Source organism: Vibrio sp. SG41-7 (assembly GCF_014164465.1).
GTDB classification, from domain to species: Bacteria; Pseudomonadota; Gammaproteobacteria; order Enterobacterales; family Vibrionaceae; genus Vibrio; species Vibrio splendidus.
Genome location: NZ_JACJFF010000001.1, coordinates 126,754 through 147,442, shown reverse-complemented (window position 1 = coordinate 147,442; position 20,689 = coordinate 126,754). Strand labels below are relative to the sequence as shown.

Sequence of the window (20,689 nt, the reverse complement as noted above, 5' to 3'; positions counted from 1 at the left end):
TACCATGCTTTCGAACAGCATTACTCTGACTGCAAAATCGACAATTAACCTGAATAGTTGCCATGATTGGTACCCCAAAAACGTAGATTCTACCACAGAAAACAACAGATTGGAGTCATGACCGATGATGGCAGTGAACTCGAGACCAAACATTTTCTGACTCCACTTGCCGATAGCCCAAGCGTGACTTTGGTAACACTTCATCAGAACCAAGGCAAAGGCGGCGCAGTAAAAGCGGGCATTAAGCGAGCGCAAGAGCTCGGCTTTAGTCATGCCATTCAGATTGATGCTGATGGGCAACATGACCTTGAAGCACTACCCGCATTAATCCAAGCTTCACAAACTAAGCCCCAGCACCTTATCTCTGGTCAGCCGGTCTATGACGAGAGCGTGCCTAAGGCAAGGCTCTACGGACGCTACGCGACACATATCTGGGTATGGATAGAAACCCTATCTCTCTCGATTAAAGACAGCATGTGTGGCTTTAGAGCGTATCCAATCGATAAGACGCAAACCGTACTGAATAAATACGATGTCGGTTCGAGAATGGATTTTGATATCGAGATTCTGGTTCGCCTGTATTGGGAAGACTGCGATATCGACTTCGTTGAAACGCGTGTTATCTACCCAGAGAATGGTATCTCTCATTTCGATGCATTGTGGGACAACGTAAAAATCAGTTGGATGCACACGCGACTGTTCTTCGGCATGCTGCCAAGAGCACCAAAACTGATCGCGCGTCATTTCAAGTCGGATTCAGCGAAGAAGTTATCGGCTGAAAATAGCCAAGATTCCTCGGCAGATTCAAGACAGGTAAATTCCGAACAGATAGGTTCAGAACAACCCCATTGGTCACGTACTCAAGAACGCGGCACTGTGCTGGGAATCAAACTGTTATTGGCCGTTTATACCTTGTTAGGCCGAGGCGTATTTAATCTGATTTTGCGCGGTGTGATGCGTTACTACCATCTAACGGGTAAGCGTGCGCGAAATGCTTCTGAGCAATACTTGTTTCAACTAAAGGCGTACGCAGAGCAACAGAACATAGAGTTACCCACCGAGTTAACCAGCTATAACCACCTGCTCTCGTTTGGCCATACCATGCTAGACAAATTAGCGGCATGGAAAGGCGATTTCTCGGTAGATAACTTGACGATTCATGGCCAAGACCAATTCGAAAGCATGGTGGAAAACCAACAAGGTGTGCTGATTCTAGGATCTCACCTTGGCAATATCGAACTGTGCCGCGCTTTAGGCCGCAGACACTCGAACATCAAAATCAATGCGCTGGTGTTCACAGAGCACGCTGAACGTTTCAATTCAGTAATGAAAGCGGTCAATCCTCAGTCTGACTTGAATCTTATCCAAGTAACTTCGATGGGGCCAGATACGGCTATCTTGTTACAGCATAAGTTGGAGCAAGGCGAGTGGATTGTGATTGTTGGTGATAGAACCTCCACCAGCAAAGAGAGCCGTTCAGTATGGGCTGAGTTCTTGGGTAAGGAAGCACCCTTCCCTCAAGGTCCATTTATGTTAGCCTCGGTTCTCAAAGCGCCAGTATTCCTACTATTTGGGCTACGTGACGACTCAAAATCTAAACCGCACTTTAATGTCTATTTCGAGCATTTTAGCGACAAGATCGAGCTACCAAGAAAGACACGCGAACAATCTTTACAGCAAGTCGTGCAAAAATATGCGAACCGACTTGAGCACTACACACTGAAAGCACCGCTTCAGTGGTACAACTTTTTTAATTTTTGGACATTGAGCAAGCACCATGACGAAAAAGAATCCAAATAGCATCACCTTTGGTGCCGAACGCCTCACGATTGAGGATGTTGTCGCTATCTCACAAGGCGCAAAAGCCTCGATGAACTCAAGTGAAGCATTCACATCTAAGATCGACCGTGGGGTCGCTTTCTTAGAGCGCCTACTGAAAGAAGAAGGCGTGATTTATGGCGTGACAACTGGTTACGGAGATTCATGTACCGTAGCAATTCCACCAAACCTTGTTGATGAATTGCCACTGCATCTAACGCGCTTTCATGGCTGTGGTTTAGGCGAAATATTGTCTCACGAACAATCTCGTGCAGTATTAGCAACGCGCCTGTGTTCTTTATCACAAGGTGTCTCTGGTGTGACTCATGATTTGCTCAACCAGATCGTTACTCTGATCAACCAAGATATCTCACCGCGTATTCCTCAAGAAGGTTCGGTGGGTGCCAGTGGTGATTTAACGCCGCTGTCTTACTTAGCGGCCGCACTGATTGGTGAGCGCGATGTTATTTACAAAGGCGAAGTTCGCCCTACTAGTGACGTCTACAAAGAGCTAGGAATTAACCCTATCAAGCTTAAACCAAAAGAAGGCTTGGCATTGATGAATGGCACGTCAGTAATGACGGCTCTGGCTTGTATCGCCTACAAACGTGCAGAATATCTAGCTCAGCTGTCGACTAAGATAACGGCAATGGTATCTGTGGGTATGCAAGGCAACGACTTCCACTTCGATGAAGCCTTGTTCGCAGTGAAACCTCATCCGGGTCAACAACAAGTTGCTGCATGGCTGCGTGATGACTTACAAGCGGATCGCCCACCACGCAACAGTGACCGCCTACAAGATCGTTATTCACTGCGTTGTGCTCCACATGTTATTGGTGTGGTTCAAGACTCTCTACCTTGGCTACGCCAAATGATTGAGAACGAGCTAAACAGCGCTAACGATAACCCAATTATCGATGGCGACAATGAGCGCGTACTGCACGGTGGACACTTCTACGGTGGCCATATCGCAATGGCAATGGATACACTAAAAACAGCGGTAGCCAACCTTGCAGACCTACTTGACCGTCAAATGGCGCAGTTGATGGACTACAAGTTCAATAACGGTCTGCCATTTAACCTAACAGGCGCAGAAGGCGAACGTAAGCCAATCAACCACGGCTTCAAAGCGGTGCAGATTGGCGTTTCAGCTTGGACAGCAGAGGCATTGAAACACACAATGCCGGCAAGCGTGTTCTCTCGTTCAACCGAGTGCCACAACCAAGACAAAGTCAGCATGGGCACCATTGCGGCTCGTGATTGTCTACGTGTTCTTGAACTAACTGAACAAGTTGCGGCAGCATCTCTTCTGGCGGGTACACAAGCGCTTGAGCTTCGTAAACGCCACAATGAGCTTGATGAGCACCACATGAGTGAAAACCTAAAGCATATTCGCGACGAAGTGCTTAAAGAGTTTGAATTTATCGTAGAAGATCGACCACTTGAAGGCGATCTACGCCACTTCATTGCTCGTATTCAAAGTCAGCACTGGTCACTTTACTCATAGAGTAGCTAACCTCATAGAGTAGCTAACTTCATAAAGTAGCCAACCCTTTACGCAATATTGTTGAGAGCGATTTATGTCTGAAATCCTTCATCCATTACAATCTGAGGTGACTCTGATTACCTCATTCCAAGATGCCGACCCGATGGGCGTGATCTATCACGGTAATTACTTCCGATTTTTTGAAGAAGTAAGGCGCATCATGATGGATAAGATTGAGTACAACTATCATGAGATGAAGGATTCAGGCTACATGTGGCCGATCATCGACACGCGTGTAAAGTACATTAAGGCGATACCGTTCAATCATCAGATCAAGGTATCGGCTAAGTTGACTGAATGGGAAAACCGCCTGCGTGTTGACTACGAAATTCACGATGCCAACACGGGCGCTCGTATGACACGCGCCCACACAATGCAGGTTGCGGTGACCATTGAAGAACAAGAGATGTGCTTCGCTTCACCGAAAGTGTTTACAGATAAAGTCGAGCACTGGCACCAGTTTGGCGACTTACCCCAAACAACTGAGAAGCAACCAAGCGACCAACAATCAGACCCATTTCAAGTATCTAACACACAGCAGCAGGTGAAACATGAGTCTGTTTAAACGCAGTCGCAAACACATCAGCATCGCATTACTAGGGCTTGCCTCAATGATGGCGAGTAGTTTTGTTATTGCTAATGAAAGTACAGCTACGGTTGGTTCTATTTCAGATCTGCAAATAGTATTAAGCGCAAACAACATAGTACGTGGTGAGTTCACCCAAACGCGCAACATGGAAATGTTCGCCCAGCCTCTAACATCACAAGGTACTTTCCTATTAGACAAGTCGAATGGTTTGCTTTGGACACAAACTACCCCCTTTCCTGTTAGCTTGGTGCTAACCGATAACAAACTGAGCCAAAGGTTTGCTGATCAACCCGCTAAAATCATCACCGACAAAGAAAACCCAATGGCGTTTTATTTCAGCCATATATTCTTATCGGTGTTCCACGGGGATACGCAAAAACTCCAAGAACAATTCTCACTCGACTTTGAGCCTGCAACCACTACAAACACTGATGCAAGTGCAAACTCAAGTTCACAAGACACACGATGGACACTCACTCTAAAGCCGAAAAGTGCTCCGATGAACGCGGTATTTGAAGCCATTACGCTGCAAGGTCAAAATGATATTGAACGCATTGAACTGAGAGAGATTCGTGGAGACAGCACGGTGATCGAATTTAGTCAGTTAAGCCATCTACCGGAAGTATTATCAGATGCTGAAGCGCAACAATTCCAACTCTAGTCTGGCCCTTGTTTGGCTTGTTGTCGTCATGCTATTTAGCGGATTGTTGATAAAACAATTCGCTTTTTCTTCGTCGGTACCGATTGAAAGCAACATCCTAAAGTTACTACCAGAAAACCAGCAAGACCCAATGGTAGAGCAAGCCTTTCAGCAGATATCCAGCTCGATGAGCGAGCAAGTGGTGTTTATCATCAGCGCCCCCGATATCGAACAAGCCATGGTTGCGACCGACGCTTTTGAAAAAGCTCTCAACCAAAGAGCCTTTTCAAGTCAGCCAACTCTGTTTCAGCAAGTTCAAGGCAAAATCAGCGCCAGCACCCAAAGCCAATGGAGCGATTTCTACTTTCGTCACCGAGCTCAACTGCTTACCCAACAACAAAAAGAGACGCTGACCCACTCGCCTGATTCACGAGCTCAATATGTGATTCAGTCTCTGTACAATCCGTTCTCAGGCGTCACTGCAGCCGAACTGTCGATGGACCCATTTCTACTATTTCGCGACTACATCAGTGCTGTTGGCGTTCAATCAAGTAACTTTGTTCTGAAAGAGGGGTACCTCACCGCTCAATCTAATGATCAAACTCATATTTTGGTCACGGCGACTCTGGCGGGCTCGCCTTATAGCTTGGCGATTCAAGAACAACTTCCTGATCTTGATTCAATTGAGCGCGAGGTCGAAAAACAGTTTAGCGTCAAAGTGCAGCATACTGGTGTGGTGTTCTACGCAAATTACGGCACCGAAAGCGCGAAATCAGAAATCAGTACCATTGGTTTGGGCTCATTAGTCGGTGTTGTTTTATTGGTGTGGCTGACGTTTCGTAGTGCCCTTCCACTTGCCTTATCCTTGCTTTCCATCAGTACTGGGTTGTTGGTAGCGCTGGCAAGCACCGTCGCTATCTTCGGCAAGATTCACCTGTTTAGTTTGGTGTTCGGTGCCAGCTTAATTGGCGTGTCCATCGATTACTCCTTTCACTACCTGACTGACCGTTTGGCGGCTGGTAACCAATGGCAAAGCGACAAAGGGTTGAAACATATTATCGTTGCGATCACCTTGGGTCTGATCACCAGCTTGATTGGCTACCTAGGTCTGTTGGTGGCACCTTTCCCGGGTTTACAGCAACTTGCTCTGTTTTCGTCGATTGGGCTTATTGCGGCTTACGCCAGCGTGGTGTGTTGGTACCCAGTTTTAGCTGCAAAACCAAGCCAAGAACGCCCGCTTCCCTTGTCGAAGCTTTGGCATACTTGGTTAAGTCTCTGGAGCAACCAAAAGTTTAGAATTGGCTTACCATTAATAGTGACTGTCGTTAGCTTGATATCACTCAGTCAAATTCGCTACGACGACGATATTCGCCAACTTCAAGCGATGCCTGATCAACTCAAACAGCAAGAGCAAGCCATTACTGAGATATCAGGATTAGGCAGTGGCCAAAATATGCTTTTGGTGACTGCCAAGAGCGACCAAAAGCTACTCAAAAAACTGGCAGAAATCACCGCGAGCTTAGACTCTTTAATCGATAGCCAAGGTATCTCAGGATATCGCAGCATCAATCAGCAGTTGTTAAGTAAACAAGACCAGCATGATAACTATCAATTGGTTGAACAACTCTATCGCCAGCAAAGCCATATCTTACAGAACACTCTTGGTTGGCCTAGCTTTCCAGAATTACCTAAGTTCGAAGCAATCACGGTATCTGGGTTTTTGGAATCACCGGTGTCAGAACCTGTTCGACCACTTTGGTTAAAACCTATCGATGGACAAGCGGCGTCAGTCATTTTGATCAAAGACGTTACAAACTCAGCTCTGTTCTCTCAATGGGTCGATTCAAGCTTTGCTCAGCAACAAGGTATTAAATACCTTAATAAAGCCGATGAAATCTCCGCTCTCTTTGCGGAATACAGAGTCAAGGTCACCGAGCTATTATTGATAGCTTTGGCCGCTATTGGGATGGTTTTAGGTTGGCGCTACGGTGTGAAGCAAAGCCTATTAATGCTGTTGCCTTCATTGATTGCCGGAGTCGCAGGTTTAGCGGTCACGGGTATTTTAGGCTCGACACTGAATCTATTTAACCTGCTTGGACTGATTCTAATTTTAGGGATTGGTATCGACTATACCCTGTTCTTTGCTGAGCAGAAAAAATCACTAAGCACCTTATTAGCGATTACCCTATCGGGCCTCACGACGTTGCTTTCATTTGGCTTATTGTCACTAAGTCAGACTCATGCCATTCATAGCTTCGGTGTTACTGTTCTGACAGGGATCTTTGTCGCGTGGCTACTTTCGCCACTCGCGATCAACAATAGCAAAAACGTAGAAAGACCAACTTCTCGAGAGGTTTTTAGATGATCAGGACATTAAAAATCACCTTCGTCACGCTAGTGGGTGTAATGCTCAGTGCCTGCTCGATGGTTTCTCAGCAGCCAACTGGTGCAAGTGTGTCTATCAACAATGACACCGAGCTAGCACTACCATTGCCAGCTGAACTAGGGTACTCCCTCACGGCCAGTCAGCTCATCAGCGCTACGTGGGAAACCGATACGCAGCAACTTCCTGTTCAAGTCGAAGTGACTGCGGATAAAGTGGTTTTGGCGGGGTTTTCTTCTTGGGGTACTCGCATCCTATCGCTGCAATATCAAAATCAAGTGATTGATACGCAGGTTTTGTCTGGGCTTGGCGCAACCCTGCCGCAACCTGAGCAGGTGTTATTTAATTTAATGCTGACCTTATGGCCGACTGAAGCCTGGACTCAGCCTTTGCAAACCATAGGTTGGCATCTAGTCGATACTGACAATACAAGAACCGTGTTTGACGACGACCAACAAGCCATTATTCGTATCGAGTATCAAGTAAAAGCTAATGAACCGAAGCTCTCTGGAGACATTGTTTTCAAGCATCTGATTCAAGGCTACACCATCACCATACAAACGTTGAACTCAACGATTGTCGAAAACCCAAGTAAGAGCTGAATACTATGCCTATTTATATCCAAGACTGTGGTTTCCACTCCGCATTAGGCTCAAGCGTTGCTGACATTCATGGCTGCCTCAAAGATACGCGCGAATCAAACATGGTTGAAGTAAGCGATATGCTGAATGATGGTAAGCACACTATCGTGGGTAAGGTCGCAGGCGAACTGCCAGAGGTTCCATCCAATCTCGCACACTACGCCACTCGTAACAATCAACTGGCGTTATCAGCTCTAAATCAAATCCAAGACTCTATCGAACAAGCAAAGTCACAATTTGGCGCAGATAGAATTGCTGTGGTTATCGGCACAAGCACCTCGGGGATTTCTGATGGTGAAGTCGCTTTCAAACATAAATTGGCAAACGGTGAGTTTCCTGAGCATTATCACTACTCCAAACAAGAGCTAGGGAATACCTCAGAGTTTGTTAGTCAATATTGCTCATTAACAGGGCCAAGCTACGCAATCTCGACTGCCTGCTCATCAAGTGGCCGTGTTTTTCTTACCGCTCAACGCTTGTTAGATTCTGGAATGGCTGATGCTGTGTTGGTTGGAGGTGTAGACACCTTATGTAAGCTGACGCTCAATGGCTTTCATGGCCTGGAAGCACTTTCGACCACACATTGCCAGCCATTTAGTGCCTCTCGAAATGGCATCAACATCGGTGAAGCAGCGGCATTTATGTTGCTCAGTAAAACAAAAGTGAATGTTGCTGATACAAACCAGAATATACCTAGCATTGCTTTATTAGGCTGTGGTGATAGCTCTGATGCACACCACATTTCAGCGCCCCACCCTGAAGGAAATGGCGCAGAACAAGCGATGAGAAAAGCGTTAGATTCTGCTCAGTTACAAGCTGAAGACATCGGTTATATCAATGCTCATGGCACCGCAACTCCACTCAATGATTCAATGGAAAGCAAAGCCATTCATCGTATTTTTGCAAACAAGGTTCCCGTCAGTTCCACCAAGCCTCTCACCGGGCATACTCTTGGAGCCGCAAGTGCAATAGAGGCTGCAATAGCATGGCATATTTTAAAATATGACTTACCGCTTCCCTTACAAAAATGTCAGGATAAAGCTGAAGATATTGAGATTGATTTGGTAAACTGTTCCCAGAAACTTAAAGTAAAGAACATCTTAAGCAACTCGTTCGCTTTTGGTGGCAACAACATTAGCCTGATCTTTGGTGTAGTAAATGACTGATATCCCTTCTGTAGACCAACTTCTTCCACACGATGATCCGATGATATTAATCGATCGTGCTATCAGCGTAGAGGCGTTGTCGATTCACTGTCAGGTCGATATTGGAACTCATAATCTGTTCTTTAATGCTGAATCTCAAACCGTACCGGCTTATGTCGGTATCGAATTTATGGCGCAATCTGTGGCTGCATGGTCTGGATATCATGCACTGAAAAACGGTACCACTCCTCCAATCGGATTCTTACTCGGTTCTCGCCGTTACAAGTCACTGTGTGATGAGTTTACTCAAGGTCAGACCCTTGATATCTACGCCGAGCAATTGATGGAAGACAGTGGCATGGCAGTGTTTACCGCCAGAGTCGAAGACCAAGGTCAGTTAGTGGCTCAATGCCAACTCAATGTCTACGTGCCGACCGAACAAAAATTACAAGAAATGAAAACTAGGAGCCCATCATGACCCGTCAGGTTTTAGTCACAGGTGCCAGCAAAGGCATTGGTAAAGCGATCGCTATTCAACTCGCGAAAGACGGATTTGAAATTGCCGTTCATTACATGGGTGACAAGCAAGGTGCTGAAGACACGTTAAAGTCGATCACCGAACTGGGTGGCGCGGGGCGTCTTATCCAATTTGATATCAGCAATCGCAGCGAGTGTCGCGAAAAACTTGAGTCAGATATTGCCGATCATAGCGCTTACTATGGTGTGGTGAACAATGCGGGTATTACTCGTGACACAGCATTCCCAGCCATGACGGAAGAAGAGTGGGATGGCGTGATCCATACCAACCTCGACAGCTTCTACAACGTACTTCACCCGTGCGTGATGCCAATGGTTCAAAAACGCAAAGGCGGGCGAATCGTTACTCTGGCGTCGGTATCCGGCATCATGGGTAACCGCGGCCAAACCAACTATGCCGCAGCAAAAGCGGGAGTGATTGGCGCAACTAAGTCACTTGCTCTAGAACTAGCAAAACGTAAAATCACAGTAAACTGCGTGGCTCCTGGCTTAATCGATACCGGTATGGTAGATGAGCACGTGAAAGATCATGCGCTTCCTCAAGTGCCACTGCGCCGCATGGGTGAGCCAGAAGAAGTAGCAGGACTAGTGAGTTACCTAATGTCTGATATTGCAGGCTACGTTACTCGCCAAGTGATTTCAGTCAATGGAGGCTTAGTATGACCCGCCGCGTTGTTGTAACTGGCATGTCTGGTGTTACTGCCTTTGGTAATGATTGGCAGCACATCGAACCAAAACTAAAAGCCTGTGAAAATGCCACTCAATATATGCCAAGCTTTGAGCAGTACGATGGCCTCAACACCAAGCTTGCTGCACCTATTGATGATTTCCAATTACCAAAACACTATAAGCGTAAACAGGTTCGTGGCATGGGGCGTGTATCACGCCTAGCAACGGTTGCTACTGAGAATGCATTGGAGCAAGCCGGCTTAATTGGTCACGATGTATTGACCAATGGCGAAACAGGCATTGCCTATGGCTCTTCAACCGGCAGTACCGATGCGGTTGGTGCGTTTGGCGTGATGCTTAACGAGAAATCGACACGAGCAATCACAGCAACCACCTATGTTCAAATGATGCCACACACCGCTGCGGTCAACGTAGGATTGTTCTTTGGCCTACGCGGCCGTGTAATTCCCACCAGCAGTGCCTGTACTTCAGGAAGCCAAGCGATTGGTTACGCCTATGAAGCGATCAAACACGGCTACCAAACCGTGATGGTTGCTGGTGGTGGTGAAGAACTATGCCCAACTGAGTCTGCCGTTTTCGATACCCTTTTTGCTACCAGTTTAAAAAACGACACACCAGAAAAATCCCCTAGCCCTTACGACAGCGAGCGCGATGGCCTCGTTATCGGTGAAGGTGCCGGCACGCTTGTTCTTGAAGAATATGAACATGCCGTTGCTCGTGGCGCAAAAATCTACGCTGAGATCATCGGCTTTGCCAGCAACTGCGATGCTGCTCATGTGACCCAACCTCAGATGGAAACCATGCAAATTTGTATGGAAAAAGCGCTAAAGGATGCTCAACTTCCGGCTGAAAAGATTGGCTATGTTTCTGCGCACGGTACCGCGACTGAAAAAGGCGATATTGCGGAAAGTAACGCGACCGCGAATATCTTTGGCGAAGTGCCAATCAGTTCATTGAAAAGCTACTTTGGTCATACGCTGGGTGCGTGTGGTGCGATTGAAGCTTGGTTAAGCCTAGAGATGATGCATTCAGGTTGGTTCAGCCCAACATTGAACCTTGAGAATGTCGACGAACGCTGCGGCAAGCTTGATTACATCACAGGCTCAGGTCGTGAATTGGATGTTGAATACCTGATGAGCAATAACTTTGCCTTTGGCGGAATTAACACCTCAATCATCTTCAAAAAGATTTAAGCTTATTTATTAGCCAAAACTCGAGACAAATAAAAAGGGTCAGTAACCAAGTTACTGACCCTTTTTTTGAATCTAGCAAAAGCTCAATTAAGCGTTAGCTTCACGCTCAGCGATGAACTCAAGAGCCATCTTGATGCGAGCGATTACGCGCTCTTTACCAACAAGCTCCATCACTGCATCAACAGAAGGAGACTGACCGCCACCTGTTACTGCTACGCGAAGTGGCATGCCGATTTTACCCATACCGATCTCTAGCTCTTCACATACTGCTGCAATCACACCATCTTTGATGTTTGCTGTAGTGAACTCTTCAAGTGCTTCAACCTTAGCAAGAGCAAGCTCTAGCGGGCCTTTAGCAACACCACGTAGGTGCTTCTTCGCTGCGCCAGCTTCAAACTCAGAGAAATCTTCGTAGAAGTAGCGAGATTGCTCAGCAAGTTCGATAAGCGTGTTACAACGCTCGCCAACTAGCGTGATCACTTCAGTGATAGCAGGGCCGTTTTTTGTGTCGATCTTTTGTGCATCTAGGTGCCATTGCAGGTATTTTGCAACGTACTCAGGCTCAGAAGTCTTGATGTAGTGGTTGTTCAACCAAAGTAGTTTTTCAGTGTTGAATGCAGATGCAGACTTGCTGATTGCATTCAGGCTGAAGAATTCAATCATCTCTTCTTGGGAGAAGATCTCTTGGTCACCGTGAGACCAGCCTAAACGAACTAGGTAGTTGTTTAGTGCATTTGGTAGGTAACCTTCGTCGCGGTATTGCATTACAGAAACAGCACCGTGACGCTTAGAAAGTTTCGCACCGTCATCACCAAGAATCATTGCACAGTGAGCGAAAGTTGGAACTGGCGCGCCTAGTGCTTCGTAGATGTTGATTTGACGAGGTGTGTTGTTGATGTGGTCTTCACCACGAACAACGTGTGTAATACCCATATCCCAGTCATCCACTACAACCACGAAGTTGTAAGTTGGAGCACCGTCTGTACGACGAATGATTAGGTCATCAAGTTGGCTGTTTGCGATTTCAATGCGACCACGGATTTGGTCATCAAATACTACGCTGCCTTCTTTAGGGTTACGGAAACGGATAACGCATGCATCACCTTCTTTTGCTGCTTCGTTTGCTGCAACAATTTTAGGGTGGTTCGCATCGTAACGAGCCATTTCTTTGTTTTCTTCTTGTACTGCACGAATCTCATCAAGCAGTTCTTTAGACGCGTAACATTTGAATGCTTTGTCTTCAGCAAGTAGCTTATCAACCATTTCGTTGTAACGGTCAAAACGCTTAGATTGGTAGTAAGGACCTTCATCCCATTCCATACCCATCCATTGCATGCCTTCTAGAATTGCATCAACCGCTTCTTGAGAGTTACGCTCAAGGTCCGTGTCTTCGATACGCAGAACGAATTCACCACCTTGATTCTTAGCGAATAGCCAAGAGTAAAGTGCAGTACGTGCACCACCAACGTGAAGATAGCCAGTTGGGCTAGGAGCAAAACGAGTTTTAACCGTCATTTAAATACCTTGATTATGTAGGTGATTCTTTTAGTGATTGCCATTACAAAGCCTGCAACAGAAAAATATCACTAAATTTTGGGCGCTATTTTATCACCACCGCTTAAATCTACAATCAGTAGTGAATGATTAATGCGCGGATCTTGTGCGAAAACGACTGTAGAAAGGCTAAATCCAGCTTCGATGTAGCAAATCTATAGCCTGAGCCAGTAAATTATAGCCATGCTTTTCTTTAACTCTCGCCTATCCCACAAACTTAACCCACCCATTCATATGCCACTAAGATCAAATTCTTGAATTTATGTTTGACCTTACCCTTACGGTAAGGTTTATGTTGGGCGTAGATGAGAATTGGAGTATCGATATGAAGCATTACACAACCGCACTCAACGGCCTAAATTGCATGGGATGTGCGAAGAAAGTCCGCGCACTGTTTGATGGTCTCGATAATACGAAGATCAACGACATATCGCCGACATACATCGATATTTCCACTCCTTTTAGTTACGTTCAACTCAACGAACAACTAGCGACGCTTGGTTATAGCATGGGTAATAAACTGCACCTTTCGCTATCTGGTCTTAGCTGCGGTAAGTGCGTGAGCAAACTGACTCAGGCGATTCAACAAACTGAGCAAGCCTCAAATCTAAACGTCACCAAACATGAATTGTCGTTGGTTACTCTGCTTGCAGAATCAGAGGTTATTGAGCTAGTCGAAAGCCTGAGTTATCACGCAGTTCCCTACTCTGAAGCCAATGACCTTTTATCTAATTCAGATTCAGATTCAGATTCAGATTCAGAAGAAAATAAAAAACCAACGCCAGTGGAACCGACACAAGCTAAACCTGCAGCTAGCCAATATACTTATCACCTTGTTCTTGAGGGAGTGACGTGTGCAAGTTGTGTTTCTTCGGTAGAGAAAGCGCTGAAAAAGAATGAGTTCGTCGACCAAGCTCAGATCAACCTCGCTGAACAGACAGCCTTGGTCTTCACCTCTAAAACACGTGACGTCATCGAAAACGCTCTAATAGAATCGGTGAAAGCCGCTGGTTACGGCGCCGAGTTCGTTGATGACGCAGCAACTCAACAACAAAAACAGCGAGAACAACAACTTCGTACCCAAAAAGCTTTCCTAAAGAATTCAGTAAGCGCGCTGTTTATCGGTGCTCCACTGATGGCGTGGGGTCTGTTTGGTGGCAGCATGACCATTGCTACATTTAACGACCAATTAGCTTGGGGATTAGTTGGTGTGGTCTGTTTGATACTGCTTGCGACTTCAGGACGCAGCTTCTTCACTAACGCTTGGCAGTCTCTCATTCATAAGCGTGCAACGATGGATACGTTAGTTGCTTTAGGTACGGGCGCTGCATGGTTCTATTCAATGCTGGTTGTGCTGATTCCATCATGGTTCCCAGAACCATCGCGTCATGTCTATTTTGAAGCAAGTGCAATGATTGTCGGCCTTATTTCTTTAGGGCATTACATTGAAGCCAAAGCCAAAGCACGCACCACAAAGTCTCTACAGGCACTGATTAACTTACAGCCTCAAACAGCGGTGGTTATTGTCGATGATAAAGAACAAACCATTGCCGTAGAAGCCATTCAGGTCGGTATGCAGGTACGAGTGAAACCCGGAGAAAAAGTGCCGGTTGATGGTGTCGTGGTAGCGGGTGAATCTTATATCGATGAATCAATGTTGACTGGTGAACCGCTTCCCAACGTCAAATCGCTCAATGATGGCGTGTCTGCGGGTACCATTAATGGAGATGGCAGCTTAGTTATTGAAGCGACGGGAATTGGCTCAAGCACCATGCTAGCTCGAATCATTCAAATGGTACGCCAAGCGCAAAGCAGTAAACCAGCAATCGCTAAGCTTGCAGACTCTATCTCTGCCGTTTTTGTTCCGGTTGTGGTCGCAATCGCAGCCGTTGCCGCCTTAGTTTGGTTTTTCTTTGGCCCACAGCCAAGCGCGAGCTACATGCTCGTAGTATCAACCACAGTGCTAATCATCGCCTGCCCATGCGCATTGGGCTTAGCGACACCGCTATCTATTACTGTTGGCGTGGGCAAAGCCGCTGAGTTTGGTGTTCTGATCAAGGATGCCGATGTGTTGCAGTCTGCTAGCAAAATCGATGCTGTTGTGTTTGATAAAACAGGTACGTTGACCCAAGGCAAACCAACCGTTCAACAGGCCTTTTACTCTAATCTAACGGATCAAGAGTTACTGGCTTATGCTTATTCAGTAGAAGTGGGATCTGAGCACCCACTCGCCAAAGCCGTTTGCCAATATGCAGAGAGCTTACAAGTTTCAGCACTACCTCATAGCGAGTTCGAAAACCAACGAGGGCTTGGCGTACAAGCAACAATTAACGGCAAGAACGTGCAAGTTGGCTCGCATAAATACCTAACCCAGTTAGGCATCAATACTGAGATTGGCGCGGATTTTATCGAACTTTGCCGCTCGCAAGCGTGGACGCCTATTTTCATTGTAATTGACCAAAAGCTCGAAGGCATATTGGGCATTTCAGACGCATTAAAAATAGATAGCAAACAAGCCATTGCTCAACTAAAATCCGCCGGAATTCACACCGTACTATTAACAGGCGACAACGATTCAGTTGCTCAAGCGATAGGTAAAGACGTCGGTATCGACGAGGTTATCTCGGAAGTGCTTCCAGAGCAGAAAGCTCAACATATTGTTCAGCTTCAACAGCAATATAAGAGTGTTGCTATGGTCGGAGACGGTATTAACGATGCACCCGCTCTTGCTCAAGCGGATATAGGAATCGCAATGGGCAGTGGCAGTGATGTCGCGATTGAAAGTGCGCAAATGACGCTACTCAACTCATCACCATTATCAGTGAGCAATGCGATCGAGTTGTCCCAAGCGACCGTAAGAAATATGAAGCAAAACCTGTTTGGTGCCTTCATCTATAACTCGCTTGGTATTCCTATCGCAGCCGGTGTGCTCTACCCATTTTTCGGATTTCTGCTTAGTCCTGTAGTTGCAGGCGCTGCGATGGCGATGTCGTCAATTACTGTAGTAAGCAATGCCAACAGATTAAGACTGTTTAAACCCACACATTCTAATATCAACAAAAACCATATTCATGAGGTTCACCATGATTCGTAAAATTATGACTCTTACTGCACTCGCTGCAATCTCAGGACAAGCTTTAGCTACTGATGTTCTAAACCACAAATCCCCATACTGCGGCTGCTGCACAGAGTGGACAGAACATATGCGAGATGCTGGGTTCGATGTTACAGAGAAGCTCCACGATGATATGAATCCAATAAAGCAGAAGTTAGGGGTAACGCCAGAGCTGGCTTCTTGCCATACGGCAGAGATCGACGGTTACGTATTTGAAGGGCACATTCCAGCAGAGGACGTGAAAGCCTTTTTAGAAAATCCACCACGTAATGCGATTGGCTTGGCAGTTCCAGGCATGCCAATGGGCTCACCGGGCATGGAATATGGCGATAAGAAAGACGAGTATTCTGTGTATGCGTTTAATGAAGAAGGTCAGGTGTTTGAGTACCGTCATTACAACGGAAAATAAAGCTTAACTAGACCAACGCCAAGCAATTAAAAGAAGTCATAAAAATAGAGCCTAGCATGAGAAAACCCAAGACTGTGGTTTACTTGCTAGGCTCTTTGCTTTGGGACAGTAAAGCAAATCTTGTCGCAGCACCAACCGGGCTGTTAGTGCCGCTATGTTTTCGTCGCTAATTGGCTAAGAAGCTATTGAGCAAAAAGCTATTTAGCGAAGAAGCTCACTCGGCTAATAATCGAATAGACTAAGCAGCCAAGTGAATCGGCTTAGAAGCCGTAAGAAGCACCGAATACGAATGCGTTGTTAGCATTGTCAGCTTGGTTACGGTACTCAAAGTAAGGTTGAACGCCTTGACGAGTCCATGTAGCACGAAGCTCGTGGTCCATAGTATTATCAGCATCGCTCATCACGTATACGTTGTTGTAGCTTAGAGCTAGCTCAGCGTTTACTGCATAGCCGATACGGTTATCAAAACGAGTTTGGTCGTCAGCTTTGCTGTCTTCCATAGCGTGGTAACGAGTACGGTTGCTGATAGAAATACCGTTATCGAAGTTGTAACCAATCTTAACTAGCGGACGGTACTGAACCGTCTCACCGTTATTTAGTAGGTGGTGGTAACCAGCTGCAACCCATAGGTTGTCATTGATGTTGTACATCTGCTCAACACCTAGAGTAATGTACGGAGAGTTACCTAGACCGCTATCTTGGATTGCGTCATCGTCGTACTTACCTAGAGAGATGCCATCGAACTCTGTTAGTAGTGTTGTACCAGAATCAAATGTGTGGCCCGCTTCTAGGGTAGAGGTTGCTGACGGATCGAAATCAGAGTGAAATTGAACGTTACCTGTAACGTAAGAAGAACCAGCAAAAGCACTAGAAGCAAAAGCAAGAGAAAGTGCACTTAGAGCGATAATTTTTTTCATAGTAAACTGCCTTAGTTTGATTTTTTCAGCGGCACATCTTCGGTACATCATTCACCTTCACCGCTTGAGTAGTTAGTTGCCTCCCTGGCATGAAATCTATGTTGCTCGAATTAATTTGCGTTTCAAAATAAAAGAATGAGCAGAGTGATCTCTCTCACTATCAAAAAAGAACAAGTTATTTAACACATTAAAATCAGTCACTTAAAAACATAAAAATTGATAAAAAACTCAAGATCAAAAAACGTACAGATCAGGATTACATTATTTTACGATGCGAAATTAGATTTAGTTGGTTGAATCACACCTGATTTAGAGTTTTTGATGAGAGACTTATTTTTTGAAGAGAATAATGAGAAGCGCGTCACTTTTGCGATGGAACTCACCTTATGTACATTGTTGACGATATACATAAAGGCTATTTCTATATGTTTCAGTTTAAGAGAAGTGGCTAACTTGATTTGGACGAAAAAAAAGCTCCCACTCTTATCTGAATCAGATAAAAGCTAGGGAGCTCATCTATTAATTTTGCTTGTCGATTATTTTACCAAAGTTACTCGACTTACTTTCTCGCCACTTTCAGAGATAGAGCGGATATACGTTTCACCAGAAACCGAAGGACGTTGCTGCTCATCATAAGTCAGCCAGTTTTCACCATCAGCAGAGTATTGAAGCTCTACACCTGGGAATTGAACGTTCATCGCTAGCTTACCATCAACAACCTGAGCACCCGGTACGGGTAGTCGGTAATCAATACCCGCTTTCTCGAGCTTAGCCAGCTCACGTTGACCAACAATATTCGCGAAGCGATTAAAGTCGCTGTTTAGAGCCTGCTTATTCACTAAGTCAGTATCTTGAGAGTACTCAACGCCCAATTTGTAGTCGTTTTCCCAATCTGCTCGGTGCCATGCACGCTCTGCCGCAGCAAGAACACGAGGGAACACCATGTATTCATACTGCTCGTCAGTACGTACAGTTTCAGACCAAAGCTGCGCTGACAAACCGTAGAAAGGTTTTGCTTCAATCTCGCCTTTACCACTGAAGCCATTGCCGTCACGGTCTAATGACGTTTCTGCATTTTGTGGCATGTTCTCTGGAGCAAAACCAAACATCTTACGAGTATCGGTTGCACGCGTTGCCCAGTAGTAACCGCGTTCTGCTGCATCTACTTCGTATGGCATATCCATGTATACGTAATCTGGATTAGAAACAATTACGTCATAGCCTTTCGCAGACCAGTCGTAAACTGATGAAGTACCGCCCCAGTAAAGAACATCCCAGAAGTTAACGCGCGTACTTTCTGTTGCAAATGCTTCTTCACCTTCGCTGTATTTCAGGCCATCTTGCCACGCTTGGAAGTGTGGAATACCCTTCTCAGCAACAATCTTAGACACCTCTTCTGCAAAATGGCTTGGCAGGTGACCGAAATCGCTTACAGTACCGTCAGCAATTAATTTCTGACATTGTGGAGATTGTTGGAACGGCTTATCTTGCTTAGATAAGTCAATGTTACCTTTCCATGCCACTTTGTCTTGAGCATCAACATCTTGAAAGCCTGCGCCTAACTTAATGTTTTTCGCTTCATCGCCACCAAAGTGCCAAGTCGTTAGCGGAACGCCCGCTTCTTGGTGCATTGCTGCCACTTCAGAGATCACTTTATCAACAAAGTGAGTCGACGATTCCATACATGGGTTAATGAAGCTTTGCTTATCGTAGAACTGAACAGTCGTCACGTTCGATGTATCTTGTGGATCCATCAAACGGTATTCGTTCGCTTCCGCTTCTTTACCTTCCGCCATTAGGCGAGTGTAACGAGCTTCCATTGATACCACAGCAGAACGAGCGTGTGCTGGCATATCAATTTCTGGAATCACTTCGATGCTGCGCGCTTTTGCGTAGCTTAAGATCTCGACGTAATCCGCTTTACTAAAGAAACCAGAGCCAAAGTTGTCTGTTGTTGGACCCGAACCTAGCTGAGGCAGTAAACAGCTTTGCTCTTCCAAATCAAAACAACGATTAGACCCTACATCCGTTAGCTCTGGTAAACCCGGAATTTCTAAACGCCAGCCTTCATCATCCGTTAAGTGAAGGTGCAGTTTATTCATCTTGTAGGCTGCCATTTGATCTAGCGTGGCTAGGATGGCATCTTTTGAGTGGAAGTTTCGAGCAACATCCACCATCACACCACGGTAATCAAAGCGTGGCGCATCTTGGATCGACAGTTGTGGTAATGATTCAGCGTTCTGACTGTCTATTAGGCCAAAAATAGACTGAACTGCGTAGAAAGCACCTGTTTTATCAAACGCTTTAATCGCAATCTCCTCTTCCGAGATGCTTAGTTCATAAGCGCCAGATTTCGCTAAATCACCCGTAAGCTGAGTAGGAACAACAGCAACACTAACAGGTAGGTCGCCACTCACATCTACGTTTACCACATCTGCACGTTCTTCAATTGCAGCGAACTGCTCAGCATCGAATGCGTCTTTAGGTAGGGCAATACCACCAGCAATGCTCACTGAACCTTCGCCCGCTTCTACCGACATTGGCGTTGGTAGTAAAGTGGTTGATACATCTTGCGTTGCCAGATCAGCATTCTTTTCAAAGCGAGTAACCGCTGTTGCCATGACATTGTTGTCATCAGGTGTACGCTTAAGGTTGTTTCCTTCCAAACTGGTTACGAACGACGCGACATCTTCCGTATTCAATGAAGCAATCATCTTAGGTTCAGCATTTGGCGCCGTTACAAATGCACCCGGCATAAAGTCGGTTTCAAACAGTTGCCAGTATTCACTTGTTAGTGGAAGAATCACTTCTTCACCAGCGGCAAAACCATCGAACTTATCTGTAGGTTCTAGTTTGTGTAGGTCGCCTGTTACACGAGTGATTTTAAACTGCTCATTATCAACATCTAAGATAAGGCGAATACTGTGGAAGTAGATAGTCCAATCTTTCGAATCGATCGCTTCACCGTCATTGGTCAGAGTCATGTTCACTTTGTTACATGATGCCCACTCTGCGCCTAAATCCTGACAAGCCATGCCTTCGTTTGCGCCGTGGTTCGTCAAGATTTCGTATTGCACATCAAGGTTATCAGCCAGTGCATTAACCACCTTTTGTTCTGGTGCTTGTGTTACCGCACAACCCGTTAAACCAGCAAGTACCGCTACAGATAGTAAGTTTCTCTTCAACATCGTATTCACCCATAAATTTAAAAAATTGAGTCAGAAGCAAAATAGAACGCTTCAAAAGTTAGATAAACTATATGGCCTTATTTTTCGCCGTGAATTAAATCAAGTTAATAAAGTGATCGACTTCAAATCTAAAAAATATTGATAAAATTAACCTTATTAAAATCATAAAGTTACCAACATCGACAGTTCCGTCAGTTTTATTTTGACGTAATATTTGAGAATTGAATCACAATCTTTTGAAAGGATTTCATAAAATCGTGTCGTTGTTACTGAGAAAGGTTTAAGAGTTTGTTGGTGTTGTTATACTTTTCGTACAAACAACGT

At 45.5% G+C, this 20,689-nt stretch carries 14 protein-coding genes and 1 pseudogene; 12 read left to right on the top strand and 3 right to left on the bottom strand.

The features are described from left to right. Positions 1 to 114: 114 nt before the first annotated feature. From H5300_RS00645 to H5300_RS00600, 10 genes and pseudogenes are all read left to right on the top strand, one after another. Positions 115 to 1,800 (top strand): annotated as a pseudogene (locus tag H5300_RS00645) (glycosyltransferase); the annotation flags it as partial. Next, positions 1,778 to 3,325, top strand: a complete 1,548-nt coding sequence (gene hutH, locus H5300_RS00640) for a histidine ammonia-lyase (RefSeq protein WP_065104919.1) — start codon at positions 1,778 to 1,780, stop codon at positions 3,323 to 3,325. The pseudogene H5300_RS00645 and the gene hutH, both read left to right, overlap by 23 nt. Before the next feature lie 73 nt (positions 3,326 to 3,398). Then, positions 3,399 to 3,929, top strand: coding sequence for a thioesterase family protein (locus H5300_RS00635; protein WP_017110155.1), 531 nt, complete (start codon positions 3,399 to 3,401; stop codon positions 3,927 to 3,929). After that, positions 3,916 to 4,614, top strand: a complete 699-nt coding sequence (locus H5300_RS00630; RefSeq protein WP_017110156.1) for an outer membrane lipoprotein carrier protein LolA — start codon at positions 3,916 to 3,918, stop codon at positions 4,612 to 4,614. The genes H5300_RS00635 and H5300_RS00630 overlap by 14 nt, the downstream gene beginning before the upstream one ends. Then, a complete protein-coding gene (locus H5300_RS00625) occupies positions 4,586 to 6,958 on the top strand; it encodes an MMPL family transporter (protein ID WP_182795248.1) in 2,373 nt (790 codons plus the stop codon). The genes H5300_RS00630 and H5300_RS00625 overlap by 29 nt, the downstream gene beginning before the upstream one ends. After that, complete coding sequence (locus H5300_RS00620; RefSeq protein WP_182795247.1) at positions 6,955 to 7,578, top strand: DUF3261 domain-containing protein; 624 nt, start codon at positions 6,955 to 6,957, stop codon at positions 7,576 to 7,578. Before H5300_RS00625 ends, H5300_RS00620 begins: the two co-directional genes overlap by 4 nt. 5 nt (positions 7,579 to 7,583) lie before the next feature. Beyond that, a complete protein-coding gene (locus H5300_RS00615; RefSeq protein WP_182795246.1) occupies positions 7,584 to 8,783 on the top strand; it encodes a beta-ketoacyl-[acyl-carrier-protein] synthase family protein in 1,200 nt (399 codons plus the stop codon). Further along, the gene (locus tag H5300_RS00610; protein ID WP_182795245.1) at positions 8,776 to 9,240 is read left to right on the top strand and encodes a hotdog family protein; all 465 of its coding nucleotides are present in this window, start codon (positions 8,776 to 8,778) and stop codon (positions 9,238 to 9,240) included. The genes H5300_RS00615 and H5300_RS00610 overlap by 8 nt, the downstream gene beginning before the upstream one ends. Continuing rightward, complete coding sequence (locus H5300_RS00605; RefSeq protein ID WP_182795244.1) at positions 9,237 to 9,962, top strand: 3-ketoacyl-ACP reductase FabG2; 726 nt, start codon at positions 9,237 to 9,239, stop codon at positions 9,960 to 9,962. The genes H5300_RS00610 and H5300_RS00605 overlap by 4 nt, the downstream gene beginning before the upstream one ends. Further along, positions 9,959 to 11,182, top strand: coding sequence for a beta-ketoacyl-ACP synthase (locus tag H5300_RS00600; RefSeq protein ID WP_182795243.1), 1,224 nt, complete (start codon positions 9,959 to 9,961; stop codon positions 11,180 to 11,182). Before H5300_RS00605 ends, H5300_RS00600 begins: the two co-directional genes overlap by 4 nt. An 87-nt stretch (positions 11,183 to 11,269) precedes the next feature. On the opposite strand, the gene gltX is transcribed toward H5300_RS00600, so the two are convergent. Continuing rightward, positions 11,270 to 12,697: a glutamate--tRNA ligase gene (gene gltX / locus H5300_RS00595; protein WP_182795242.1), complete on the bottom strand. Its 1,428-nt coding sequence runs from the start codon at positions 12,695 to 12,697 to the stop codon at positions 11,270 to 11,272. A 301-nt stretch (positions 12,698 to 12,998) separates the two neighbouring features. Here gltX and H5300_RS00590 point away from each other — a divergent pair, with 301 nt between their 5' ends. Together H5300_RS00590 and H5300_RS00585 are read left to right on the top strand one after the other, a co-directional pair. Further along, positions 12,999 to 15,830: a heavy metal translocating P-type ATPase gene (locus tag H5300_RS00590; protein ID WP_182795241.1), complete on the top strand. Its 2,832-nt coding sequence runs from the start codon at positions 12,999 to 13,001 to the stop codon at positions 15,828 to 15,830. Then, positions 15,820 to 16,260 carry a DUF411 domain-containing protein gene (locus H5300_RS00585; RefSeq protein ID WP_029224658.1) on the top strand — a complete coding sequence of 147 codons (441 nt, stop codon included), beginning with the start codon at positions 15,820 to 15,822 and terminating at the stop codon, positions 16,258 to 16,260. Before H5300_RS00590 ends, H5300_RS00585 begins: the two co-directional genes overlap by 11 nt. Before the next feature lie 260 nt (positions 16,261 to 16,520). On the opposite strand, the gene H5300_RS00580 is transcribed toward H5300_RS00585, so the two are convergent. Beyond that, the gene (locus tag H5300_RS00580; RefSeq protein ID WP_017084486.1) at positions 16,521 to 17,177 is read right to left on the bottom strand and encodes an oligogalacturonate-specific porin KdgM family protein; all 657 of its coding nucleotides are present in this window, start codon (positions 17,175 to 17,177) and stop codon (positions 16,521 to 16,523) included. A 536-nt stretch (positions 17,178 to 17,713) separates the two neighbouring features. After that, a complete protein-coding gene (locus H5300_RS00575; RefSeq protein WP_182795240.1) occupies positions 17,714 to 20,365 on the bottom strand; it encodes a beta-N-acetylhexosaminidase in 2,652 nt (883 codons plus the stop codon). Between the last annotated feature and the right edge of the window lie 324 nt (positions 20,366 to 20,689).